This is a genomic window from Sessilibacter corallicola, from assembly GCF_021290925.1.
Classification (GTDB): Bacteria; Pseudomonadota; Gammaproteobacteria; order Pseudomonadales; family Cellvibrionaceae; genus Sessilibacter; species Sessilibacter corallicola.
Genome location: NZ_JAJSLX010000001.1, coordinates 1,638,466 through 1,650,664 on the forward strand (window position 1 = coordinate 1,638,466; position 12,199 = coordinate 1,650,664).

10 protein-coding genes are annotated in these 12,199 nt (G+C 45.7%); 3 read left to right on the plus strand and 7 right to left on the minus strand.

The window, feature by feature from the left end; genetic code table 11:
- Nucleotides 1-45: 45 nt before the first annotated feature.
- From rsmG to rpmH, 7 genes are all read right to left on the minus strand, one after another.
- Nucleotides 46-687 (minus strand): 16S rRNA (guanine(527)-N(7))-methyltransferase RsmG, encoded by a 642-nt coding sequence (gene rsmG / locus LU361_RS06890; protein WP_233088085.1) that lies wholly within the window; start codon nucleotides 685-687, stop codon nucleotides 46-48.
- Entirely contained in the window at nucleotides 684-2,573 is a 1,890-nt protein-coding gene (gene mnmG, locus LU361_RS06895) for a tRNA uridine-5-carboxymethylaminomethyl(34) synthesis enzyme MnmG (RefSeq protein ID WP_233088086.1), read from the minus strand. Before mnmG ends, rsmG begins: the two co-directional genes overlap by 4 nt.
- 783 nt (nucleotides 2,574-3,356) lie before the next feature.
- Nucleotides 3,357-4,742: a tRNA uridine-5-carboxymethylaminomethyl(34) synthesis GTPase MnmE gene (gene mnmE, locus LU361_RS06900; RefSeq protein WP_233088087.1), complete on the minus strand. Its 1,386-nt coding sequence runs from the start codon at nucleotides 4,740-4,742 to the stop codon at nucleotides 3,357-3,359.
- Between the two features lie 123 nt (nucleotides 4,743-4,865).
- Entirely contained in the window at nucleotides 4,866-6,545 is a 1,680-nt protein-coding gene (gene yidC / locus LU361_RS06905) for a membrane protein insertase YidC (RefSeq protein WP_233088088.1), read from the minus strand.
- A 27-nt stretch (nucleotides 6,546-6,572) separates the two neighbouring features.
- Nucleotides 6,573-6,797, minus strand: a complete 225-nt coding sequence (yidD, locus tag LU361_RS06910) for a membrane protein insertion efficiency factor YidD (RefSeq protein WP_233088089.1) — start codon at nucleotides 6,795-6,797, stop codon at nucleotides 6,573-6,575.
- Nucleotides 6,798-6,799: 2 nt separating this feature from the next.
- The gene (gene rnpA, locus LU361_RS06915; RefSeq protein WP_233088090.1) at nucleotides 6,800-7,189 is read right to left on the minus strand and encodes a ribonuclease P protein component; all 390 of its coding nucleotides are present in this window, start codon (nucleotides 7,187-7,189) and stop codon (nucleotides 6,800-6,802) included.
- Between the two features lie 23 nt (nucleotides 7,190-7,212).
- Nucleotides 7,213-7,347: a 50S ribosomal protein L34 gene (rpmH, locus tag LU361_RS06920; RefSeq protein ID WP_233088091.1), complete on the minus strand. Its 135-nt coding sequence runs from the start codon at nucleotides 7,345-7,347 to the stop codon at nucleotides 7,213-7,215.
- Between the two features lie 526 nt (nucleotides 7,348-7,873).
- Between rpmH and dnaA the strand changes: the two genes are divergently transcribed.
- The 3 genes from dnaA (at nucleotide 7,874) to recF (ending at nucleotide 12,192) form a co-directional block, all read left to right on the plus strand.
- Nucleotides 7,874-9,796 (plus strand): chromosomal replication initiator protein DnaA, encoded by a 1,923-nt coding sequence (gene dnaA / locus LU361_RS06925; protein ID WP_233088092.1) that lies wholly within the window; start codon nucleotides 7,874-7,876, stop codon nucleotides 9,794-9,796.
- A gap of 164 nt (nucleotides 9,797-9,960) precedes the next feature.
- The gene (dnaN, locus tag LU361_RS06930) at nucleotides 9,961-11,067 is read left to right on the plus strand and encodes a DNA polymerase III subunit beta (RefSeq protein WP_233088093.1); all 1,107 of its coding nucleotides are present in this window, start codon (nucleotides 9,961-9,963) and stop codon (nucleotides 11,065-11,067) included.
- A gap of 15 nt (nucleotides 11,068-11,082) precedes the next feature.
- Nucleotides 11,083-12,192, plus strand: a complete 1,110-nt coding sequence (gene recF / locus LU361_RS06935) for a DNA replication/repair protein RecF (RefSeq protein ID WP_233088094.1) — start codon at nucleotides 11,083-11,085, stop codon at nucleotides 12,190-12,192.
- The last annotated feature ends 7 nt before the right edge of the window (nucleotides 12,193-12,199 follow it).

Consider the following 12,199-nt stretch of genomic DNA (forward strand, 5'->3'; position numbering starts at 1 on the left):
ACACCTTCGAGCATTTTGAAACTCTATCGGTTAAATCTTCAACATTCAGCCTTTCACAATGGCAAGCAAATGTCGTTCGCCGTCTTCATCAGGCACTTCGATAGAGCGACAGTGTTGCACAGTATACTCATCAGGCAAAGCGTCTATCTCGGTTGTCGGAAACTGGCCTTTCATCGCCCAAAAAACACCGCTGTCATCCACCAGGTGTTTGCAGTAGTTAATCATGTCTTCCAAGCTCGCAAACGCGCGACTGATAACCCCTTGATAAGGTGTTTCAGGAACATGGCTTTCGACTCGACAGTTATGAATTTCTACATTAGCTAGTTCTAGTTCTAGTTTAACTTGAACTAAAAATCGAGTTTTTTTGCCATTGCTGTCCAACAACGATAGCTGCCAAGACGGGCGCATGATCGCCAGGGGAATTCCCGGCAAGCCACCGCCAGTGCCGACATCGATCATTCGATAATCACTGAGATCAGGCAATAAATTCAACACTGACAAGCTGTCGACGATATGACGATCAATAATGCTCGGTAAATCTCGAATGGCGGATAAGTTATACGCTTTATTCCACTTGTGAAACAACTGTGCATAACTCACCAATTGCTCGATCTGATGCGCCGAGCATTGCACGCCCAGCCGTTTTAGGCGAGCGGTCAGAAATTTGTGGGGGTCGAATGCACTCATACAACGTCGGCCTTTTTCAATGCGCCACGTTTTTTCAGATAGATTAACAACAGCGAAATTGCCGCCGGAGTGATACCGGGTAATCGCGACGCACGTGCCAGCGTCTGTGGTTTGGCTTCTTTGAGCTTTTGCGTCAGCTCGTTCGATAAACCTTGCACTGAATCGTAGTCAAAGTCTTCGGGAATCAAGGTATTTTCGTGCTGACGTAAGCGTTCAATGTCTTGCTGCTGACGCTCAATGTAGCCTGAGTATTTAGCTGCAATTTCGACTTGTTCGGCAACTTGCGGTTCGACCTCAACATTGCCTTTGAGGCAGCCAATATCTCGGTAGGTCAGCTCGGGGCGCTTAAGCAAATCCAACAAACTGTATTCCCGAGTTAACGGTGCCGACAGTTTAGGTTCGAGTAATTTTGCCTCGGCACTGCCCGCTTGAATCCAGGTAGATTTCATTCGCTGATGCTCAACAGCCACTTGCTCGCGCTTGTCACTGAATACCTGCCAGCGTTCATCGTCGACCAGCCCTAAGTTACGACCAATTTCCGTCAGACGGACATCAGCGTTGTCTTCACGCAGCATCAAACGGTATTCAGCACGGCTGGTAAACATGCGGTAGGGTTCTTTGGTGCCGAGACTGATCAAATCGTCGATCATCACGCCAATGTAGGCTTCATCTCGGCGCGGGCACCAGGGTTCTTTCCCCTGAACCGCCAAAGCGGCGTTGGCCCCGGCAAGTAAGCCTTGAGCGGCCGCCTCTTCGTAACCGGTGGTGCCGTTGATTTGTCCGGCAAAGTACAAACCTTGGATGTAACGGTTTTCCATGCTGTATTTCAGTTCACGCGGATCGAAGAAATCGTACTCGATGGCGTAACCCGGACGCATGATGTGGGCGTTTTCAAATCCCTTAATTGAGTGAACCGCGCGCTGTTGGATATCAAACGGCAAACTTGTGGATATCCCATTCGGGTATAGCTCGTGGGTGGTTAGACCCTCGGGCTCAATAAAAATCTGGTGGGAATCTTTGTCGGCGAAACGATTAATTTTGTCTTCAATGGACGGGCAATAACGGGGGCCAACACCTTCGATAACCCCCGTAAACATGGGCGAGCGCTCGAAACCTTCACGAATAATATCGTGGGTTTGGGCATTGGTGTGGGTAATCCAGCAGCAGATTTGCTCTGGATGTTGATCGACGTTGCCCAGATACGACATCACCGGCAGTGGTGTATCACCCCATTGTTCTTCCAAGCCATCGAAGTTTACGCTGCGAGCGTCGATTCTGGGTGGGGTGCCGGTTTTAAGTCGATCAACCGTAAGCGGCAGTTCTCGTAACCGGTTGGCCAGACCAATCGAAGGCGGATCGCCTGCGCGACCACCGCTGTAATTTTCCAAGCCGATATGGATTTTACCGCCCAAAAAGGTCCCGGCCGTTAACACCACGGTATCGGCGTAAAAGCGCACACCCATCTGGGTGATAACACCGATGACTTTGTCGTTTTCAACAATCAGGTCTTCGGCGGCCTGTTGGAAAATATCCAAGTTCTCTTGGTTTTCGAGAATTTCACGAATGGCGGCTTTGTAGAGTACGCGATCTGCCTGAGCTCGAGTGGCTCTTACTGCGGGCCCTTTGCGAGCGTTGAGTATCCGAAATTGAATACCGGCGAGGTCCGTGGCCTTGGCCATAGCGCCACCGAGGGCATCGATTTCTTTAACCAGATGACTTTTGCCGATACCACCGATCGCGGGATTACAAGACATTTGTCCCAGCGTTTCGATGTTGTGGCTAAGTAGCAGGGTAGAACACCCCATTCTTGCTGCCGCAAGGCAGGCTTCGGTACCAGCGTGACCGCCGCCGATCACAATAACTTGATAGCGCTTTTGAGCTTGCATGAATTCACCGTTCTATCATCACCCACTGATAGGGGCAGATAAAATGAAAAAAGGGCGGCAATTATACGGTTTAATTTAATTTGGTCAATTCATCGGCAATCGCGTTTTGATTAATAAATTATTAAATAAATGAATTATTTATATGAATATATATAAAGATGATTTTTATAGATGTTATTAGGTCAGCGGGAATTCAAGGATAACTCAATTTTTTTCTTTAAAATCAATAAATTATTGAAATCATAACCCTGTCTATTAACCGTCATTTTGCTCTTGATTAGTTGCGGGTTAACTGTTGAGGAAACTGGAATAAGTTTTGTTGTTGTGGTTTTCACGGTGAATTTCCCACAAATATGCACCTGTTATTCGAGGTTTTATTCGATATTGGTATTCAATGAATAAGTCGTTGCTTGTTTTTATACCGCAATAATTAATAAATACGTTAATAAGCTTGTGGATTCTTGTTCATAACTTAATACCAATGAATAAATATGGGGTTTTCTTGTTAGTTATTTGTCTTTTTTATGTCATAAAGCTTGGTATGTTTTCATGAAAAGAATAACTTGTGCGTAGAGCTTACTAACAATCGTGCATATCTCTGTGATTTTATTCATTTAGAGACAGCAGAAGAAAAAATTATCAACAATTGAAAAAAATTTAATTATTTATCGGCGGGAGTTTTGATGGCAAAGAACGCCGAGTTTTAGCGTTCTTTTATATGAATAAAGTAATTGCAGTGGCTGTGAATAGGTTTTGAATAAAGACTTTATCGGTGTGTTTTTATTATTTACCAATACAGAAGCTGGAAAAGATTTCTCCTAATAAATCGTCACTTGAAAACTCGCCGGTAATTTCACTGAGCGATTCCTGAGCCTGGCGTAGATCTTCTGCCACCAGTTCGCCGGCGTTTGCGCTCAGTAATTGATGGTGCGCTGATTCGACCATTGTTTTTGCTTTTGAAAGTGCAATCAAATGACGTTCGCGCGCAGTGAAGCCAGTTTCACCGATATTTTTAAAGCCCGCTTGTTGTTTTAGATATTGTTTGAGTTCTTCCAAACCGATCCCCGATTTTGCGGACAAACCAAAAATCGCATTGTTATCGTGGTATTTCCCCGGTGTTATTAAACTCAGGTCAATTTTGTTGAGCACAAAACACATTTTACTTTGTGCTTGTTGATCGATTCCTAACGCGTTTACTTCTTTGTCCAATTCGGCTTGTAACTGCTCGCCGGTATTGATGGTGGTACTGTCGATTAAAACCAAAATCACCTGAGCTTTTTCGATTTCGGTTTTTGCCCGTTCTACCCCCATTTTTTCCACAATGTTATCCGTTTCTCGGATACCGGCGGTGTCAGTAACTCTGATGGGTAAGCCGTCAATTTGAATGTTTTCGTGCAACACATCTCGAGTGGTACCGGCAATGTCAGTAACAATTGCGGTTTCTTGTTGCGATAAGGCATTGAGGAGGCTGGATTTTCCCGCGTTCGGGCGCCCGGCAATAACAACTTTAAGGCCTTCCTGTAAGAGTGCGCCTTGCTTTGCTTGTTGTTGAATATTAATGAGGCGTTGATTAATTGTGGATAAATCGTTTTCCACTTTGCCATCAGACAAAAAGTCGATTTCTTCTTCTGGAAAATCGATGGCGGCCTCAACGTACACTCGCAATTGAATAACCGATTCCACCAAGTTGTTGATCAGTTGTTTGAAGGTCCCTTGCAGAGAAGATAAGGCGTTATCCACAGCGACTTCAGATGCTGCGTCAATCAAATCGGCCACAGCTTCGGCCTGGGTTAAATCCATTTTGTCGTTGATAAAGGCACGCTTAGAAAATTCGCCGGGCTCGGCCAATCTCGCGCCAAGGGCGACGACTTCTCTCAACACTCTTTGCAAGATAATCGGACCGCCGTGCCCTTGCAGTTCAACAACATCTTCACCGGTGAAAGAGTGGGGCCCCTTAAAGTACAAAACAATCGCTTCATCCAGCACACGGTGGTCACGGTTTTTTAGAAAGCACAATTTGGCGTAGCGGGGCTTCAATGATTCTTGGGTCAGCTGCTGCGCGATTGCTAAGGCGTTGTTTCCCGATAGACGAATCACACCAATTCCCGCGCGGCCGTTTGCGGTTGCAATTGCTGCGATCGTATCTGAGTCAGATGCTAATTTGGCCATGTGAAGTCCATCGGTTGGTTAATTTCGGCGCAAGTGTAATCTCTCGCCCGTTGTTTTTCATCCATATTTACGCATAAAAAAAGGCGCCAATCGGCGCCTTTTAGGAGTTCAGTCGAAGCTAATTTAGGACGCTTCGGCTTCAATTTTGCGAGTGATAATCCACTGTTGCAAGATCGATAAGCTGTTATTCACAACCCAGTAAAGTACCAAACCTGCTGGGAAGAATAAGAACATTACCGTGAATACCACTGGTAAGAATTGCATCATTTTTGCTTGCATTGGGTCCGGTGGTGTCGGATTCAATTTTTGCTGTAAGAACATGGTCGCACCCATGATTAACGGCAAAATAAAGTACGGATCCATCACCGAGAGATCGTCAATGTAGCCCAAAAACGGCGTATGACGAAGCTCAACGCTCTCTAGCAACACCCAATACAACGATAAGAATACCGGCATCTGAATCAAAATTGGCAAACAACCGGCCATTGGGTTGACGCCTTCTTTGCGGTAAATCTTCATGATTTCAGCAGAAATCTTTTGGCGATCATCACCGTAGCGCTCTTTCAGTTCCTGCATTTTCGGACCCAATTTGCGCATTTTCGCCATGGAGCGGAAACTGATGGCACTTGGAATATAGAAAATCGCTTTGATCAGAACTGTCAGCAAAATGATTGACCAACCCCAGCTGGCGACCACACTGTAGATAAACTGCAGAATGTGGAACAACGGCTTGGCAATCCACCACAACCAGCCGTAATCAACGGTTAGGTCGAGATAAGGCGCGAGTTTTTCCAGGCGGTCAATATCTTTAGGGCCCGAGTAGAAAGACGCTTTAACGCTGTGCTTTTCTCCGGTGGGAACCACAAACGGTGATGTTTGGAAGGTCAGTAAATAGTTACCGCCACCGCTTCTCAAACTGTAATAGTTTTTGCTTTCCTGTGGTGGCACCCAAGCACTTAAGAAGTAGTGTTGAACCATGGCCACCCAACCGCCGGTTAGGTCGGTTTTGAATTCGCCTTCGGATAAATCCCCGAAATCCAATTTTTTATAACGGTCTTCTTCAGTCGTAATGGCTGCGCCCAGGAACGGCTGCACACCAAAGCCACCGCCAGATTTTGGTGGTTTATGGCTGTCGCGTTTGATCTGACCGTAGAACGCTCCTGACCACTGTTCTTGGGATTGGTTGTTGATGATGTATTCGACATCAACAATGTGCTCACCGCGAACGAAGGTAAAGCGTTTAGTAATTTCAACGTCGCCCTGTTGATAATTAAGGTCGACGTTTAATTTGTCCGAAGAATCCGAAAGTCGGTATTCGCTTTGGCTGACCGTGTAAGTCGGGCGTAATTTGTTTTTATCTGTGCCGTTTTTGCCAATCAAACCACTCTGTGCCACATACAGTGAATTCGGGGTTTGTTGCAGAATAGAAAAGGGCGCTTTCGACTCTAGGTCTGAGTAGTGATCCATCAACCACAGGCCGACAATATCACCGCCGTAGGGATTAATTTCGACTTTTAACGTGTCCGTGGTTACTGTGATCACGTCAGTTGGTGCGCTTACCGGTTGTTCGGCAACCTCGTTTTCACCTGCCAGCGTTGGGATGCTGTCATCTTCAATGACGGTGTTAGGAATTTCTCCCACACTAGAAGGCGCAGTCGTAGAAAGTGAATCAGAGGAGGTAGAGTTCGATTGGGAAGCAACAGGTACTTCCTGCGGTCGATCTTGGAAGTCGACCCATTCTCTGACCAATAATAAAGATACCGCAAGTATCGCGGCGAGTATCGTTGCTCTTTGCCAGTCCATCAGTATTAGCCGTGCGTTGAAATTACGTTAGTGTGGGTATTTATCCGGAACCGGGTCAATGCCACCTTTGTGGAAAGGATTGCATTTAACCAATCGCTTTAAGCCTAACCAGCCACCTTTGATGGCGCCGTGCTTTTCAAGACACTCAATACAGTACTGTGAGCAAGTGGGTTCGAATCGACAGTTATCGCCAAGCCAAGGACTCAAAAAGTAGCGGTACATGCGTATCAAGAAAATTAAGCACTGCTTCATGACTAAGCTCTTGCCGTAGGTTTCTCAGAGGTTTGCGATGGCGGATTCAATTTTTTTTGAATTCGTTTCCATTGCTTATTCAGTATTTTAACGATTTCTGGGTTATCTAATGTGTCCAGATTACGCCGGGCGAGCACTATAACATCTAAATGATTAAATTGGTGTTGTTGATGGCGAAAGGTTTCGCGAATCAGGCGCTTAACGCGATTGCGCTGGGTTGCTAGTCGCAGATTCTTTTTGGCGATAACCATCCCCAGGCGAGAACTGGTCTGAGAATTGATTCGGCAGAGGATCAAAAAATTGGGGTGGGAAAGGCGTAAATCGGGTTTATCAAAAACCGACTGATATTCGCGGGCATTCAAAAGGCGGTTTTGTTTTGGAAAACCTGGCAATTGGCACCCGCAATATCAAGCAATTAAGCAGCGAGTTGCTTACGACCTTTAGAGCGTCTGCGAGCTAATACTTTTCTGCCACCTTTCGTTGCCATGCGAGAGCGGAAACCGTGGGTGCGTTTGCGTTTCAATACACTAGGTTGAAAAGTACGTTTCATCGTAAATACCTATTAATACACTTAATAAGAAAGCAGAGTTAGTTTACAGAGCCTGAGTTCGATGTCGCTGTAACTCTAAATCGCAGTTTTATTTTTGATGACTTTATTCCCGATTAACCCGTTTGTTTGATTAACCTGTTTTTAAGTTTCATTAAAAATAAAAGCTAATTTAATGACGATTTAAATTTGCTCAATTTTTGAGGAGGCGGGATTCTAATGAAACTCAGATAAATAAGCAATGGTTTTGTCAGGGCTATTTGATGATTTTGTTAAAATATTTTTGCTTTAGGGGCTTCCCACAATTTATCGATATTGTATCCACAGGTTGATGACAGATTTTTGTGGATAACTTTGTCTTTGGTGGTGAATCTACGTGGATTAAAAAAAATTACGCCTTTAATTGGTTGTTTTATTTGGTTTTTTGTTTAAGTTTAAGTGTTAATTTATTTGTTGTTGGTGTGGATAAGTTTGGGTTTAAACGCTAGAATTGATTCCCAGATCAATAAGAATTCTAGCGGAGACCCCCTTGCCACATTCTGTTTGGGACAAATGTGTATCCTGTTTGCAGTCAGAACTTCCTCGCCAACAATTCAATACGTGGATTCGCCCATTGGTGCTCGATGAGAACACCGGGAGCGAGTTGAGCCTAATTGCGCCTAACCGATTTGTACTCGATTGGGTAAACGCAAAGTTTCTCAACCGTATTGAAGAGCTTGTCAGCGAACACAATACCGGACAGGTACAAGGGATCAATTTAAAGGTCGCTACGGTTCGCCGTGGCGCTCGCACCTCTGCGGCACCGGCGCGTGGTTTCAGTACCCGCAAGCCGGCACCAGAGGTTGCGAAAGAGCCGCAATACGGCGGCTTTGAGCCGGCAGCTCGGTCTCAGTCCTTTAACGACGAGCTAAATTCCGGCGAGATAAAAAACAGTTCTCAGTTTAACGATCAAGCCGTCGGTGAAATCAACGCCGAATTGGCAGCGTTTAACAACGCTGGTGCTGCGGAAGTTTCTATGGCCTCAGAGTCTAACTTCGGCCAGGCATCACAGAATACCGATAGTCGCGACGATCGCTTCTGGGGTAATAACGATTGGAATATCAGTGATTCCGACGTTTCTCAGGGTGCTAATGGCGGCTCGTCAGAAGTTTCTCGCGCTAGAAATAACGATTTTTCCGATCAACAGGCAGGTTTGAGCTTCGGTGGTGAAGATAACACCCGGTTTAACAATCGCGATGCTCAAGACGGCTTTATGCCTAATTCCGCCTCTTCTTATCGCCGTGGCGGTGAAGACTCAAATCGAGGCCGGTTTGGTCATTCGGGTCCGCGCTCAGCGGCATCTAGCTTAAACATCGACCCAAGACTACTGAATAAAAAACCCAACGGTCGCGCTTCCGGTCCGGGCATTCAGGTAGAAGGGGCGATAAAACACGCCGGCAGTTTGAATCCGAGTTTTACCTTTAAGTCTTTTGTCGAAGGTAAATCCAACCAATTGGGCTTAGCCGCAGCGCAGCAGGTTTCCGAGAATCCGGGTGGGGCTTACAACCCATTGTTTATTTACGGTGGCGTCGGTCTTGGTAAAACTCACTTGATGCACGCTGTGGGTAACGCGATGCTCGATCGTAACCCCAACGCCAAGGTTATTTATCTGCATTCAGAGCGTTTTGTTGCCGACATGGTAAAGGCGCTCCAGCTGAACGCCATCAACGATTTTAAACGTTATTACCGTTCAGTTGATGCCTTGCTGATTGATGACATTCAGTTCTTCTCCGGCAAAGAGCGCTCCCAAGAAGAGTTTTTCCACACCTTTAATGCGTTGTTAGAGGGTGGCCAGCAAATCATTCTTACCTGTGATCGCTACCCCAAAGAGATTAAAGGGGTAGAGGAGCGGTTAAAATCTCGTTTCGGCTGGGGTTTAACCGTCGCTGTTGAGCCGCCGGAGCTTGAAACTCGGGTCGCAATTCTGAAGAAAAAAGCCGTGCAGTCGAACATGGAATTACCCAACGACGCCGCGTTCTTTATCGCCCAGCGGATTCGCTCCAATGTTCGTGAGCTTGAGGGTGCCCTTAAGCGAGTTATCGCTAATGCGCACTTCACTGGCCGTTCCATTGATGTACCTTTGGTGACCGAGGCGCTGAAAGATCTCTTGGCACTGCAAGATAAGCAAGTCAGTATCGATAATATTCAGCGCGTTGTTGCAGAGTATTACAAAATCAAAGTCAGTGATTTGCACTCCAAACGTCGCAGCCGCTCAGTGGCTCGACCTAGACAGGTAGCGATGGCATTGTCTAAGGAATTGACTAACCACAGCTTGCCGGAAATTGGCGATGCATTTGGTGGTCGTGACCATACAACCGTACTTCACGCCTGTCGTAAGATTAAGGAATTGCGGGAGCTTGAGCCCGACATTCAAACCGATTGGAAAAATCTAACTAGGCTGTTAACTACCTGATGAACAAAAACGGTGGCTGTGCCCTAAATTATCTTCCTTTTTAACAGATTATTTCCCGTAATGCCCCCGTGAGCCGGACATTTTAGCCCGATTTGCGGTATTATGGGACGTTAGATTAATTGCACTTTAGCGTGCTGCGTAATTAAAACGCCAGAGTTCGAAACATGAAATTTAAGGTTATTCGCGAGCAGTTATTAAAACCGCTGCAATTAGTAGTTGGTGTGATCGAAAAGCGCCAAACTATGCCCATTTTATCCAACGTCTACATGTCCATTGTTGATGGTATTTTGTCGTTGACTGGTACCGACATGGAAGTGGAAATGGTGGTGCGAATTCAACTGACAGACAATTTTGAAGAAGGTGAAATCACCATTCCGGCAAAGAAACTTGCCGATATCTGTCGCTCATTGCCCGATGAATCTGAAATCAGTGTTGAGCTTAAAGATGAGCGTGTTTTATTGAAATCTGGCCGCAGCCGTTTCCAACTTTCGACACTGCCTGCCAGCGATTACCCGATTACCGAATCCGGCAGCAGCGACGTTCGTTTCCAATGCAGTAAAGGTACGATCAAGCGCTTGATTGATAAAACTGGCTTTGCCATGGCGCAACAGGACGTTCGTTACTATTTAAACGGCATGCTCTGGGAAATCACCTCCGACCGATTCCGCGCGGTATCCACCGATGGCCACCGTTTGGCTTTGTGTGAAAATACCGACGTCAGCGTAGGCGTGAGCGATAAGTTGAGCTGCATTGTGCCACGCAAAGGCATCATGGAATTGAGTCGTTTACTCGACGATAGCGAAGATTCTGTTGAAGTCTCCATTGGCGCAACTCACGTTCAGGTAAGCTCAGAGCACTTTACGTTCACCTCCAAATTGGTCGACGGTAAATTCCCTGAATACGAGCGCGTTCTTCCTAAGGGTGGCGACAAAATCGTGTTCGGCCCGCGCAGTAAGTTAAAAGAGTCTTTCTCGCGCGCGGCGATTTTATCGAATGAAAAGTACCGTGGTGTGCGTTTGTATTTGACCGATGGCTTGCTGAGCATCACGGCAAACAACCCAGAGCAGGAAGAAGCTAACGAAGAAGTGGTTGTTGATTATCAAGGTGAAGAGTTAGAGATTGGCTTCAACGTCAGTTATCTACAGGATGTAACCAACGTTATCGACAGCGATTCCATCAAGTTAACCCTTGCGAATCCAAATGCCAGCGCCTTGATTGAAGAGCCAGAAGGCGGAGATTGTTTGTACGTCGTCATGCCGATGCGTATGTAAAAATGGTGCTTTTGTTTGTACATCAAGCGACTGCAAGTCAATAACATAAGAAATCTAAAGCCCGTAGATGTTCGTTTTTCAGAAAGCGTCAATCTTATCTACGGCCTAAACGGTAGCGGCAAAACCTCATTCTTAGAGTCGCTATCGGTTTTATCCAGCGGTAAATCCTTTCGATCCCACCTGTCTACACCCATTATTGCTAGAGATTTAAAATCAGCCACTGTCTTTGGTGAGGTGGATATTAAAGGTGCCACTCATCGAGTTGGCGTCGAGAAAACCATTGGTAAGGGATCGTTTATACGAGTTGATCAAAAGACCGTAACCAACAATTCAGTGCTTGCTCGCATGGTGCCGATGTTGGCTATTGATAATCAGTCTTTTGAACTTGTAACTGGTGGTTCGAAGTTTCGTCGCAAATTGTTGGACTGGTTAGTGTTTCACGTGAAACATGGTTTCCATTCCGATTGGCTGACGTTCAGAGAAAGCTTAAAGCAGAGAAACGCCCAGTTAAAAACGAAAGGTATTTCAAAGCGCGAGCTAGCCGCTTGGCTGCCTCAGTTAGTGAGTAGTGGTGAAGCAATCACCGAGCAGCGAATAGAGTGTGCTGACTTTTTAATAAATACGATTAACGCACTATTCGAAGTAGAGAAAGATTTTAACTTAACAACAGAGTTCGACCGAGGCTGGTCGATAGAGAAGTCACTTGAAGAAATTCTTAATGATAATCTCGAAATAGACCTGCGATACCAAAACACAAGAAAGGGCCCACACAGAGCCGACATTCTGTTTACTACCGATAAGAAAAAGGTTTCAGAAGTACTTTCCAGAGGCCAGCTTAAATCAGTGGTATGTCGTTTCTACTTAGCTTTGTGTCAGTGTTTTAAAGAGTCCTTTGGTGTCGCTCCAATTTTGTTGATCGACGATTTGCCTTCTGAACTGGATCAAGAGAGAGCCCAAATTCTGATAAATCAATTCTTATCGCTTGGATCTCAATTATTTATCACTGGTGTTGAGTTAAACTACTTCGATGGTTTTTTGAAACAGAATAAACACGCGAAAGTGTTTCACGTGAAACATGGAACAATTTCGGAAGAAACATTTGGCAGTGAATCCTTCACTGCGTAATGGAGAA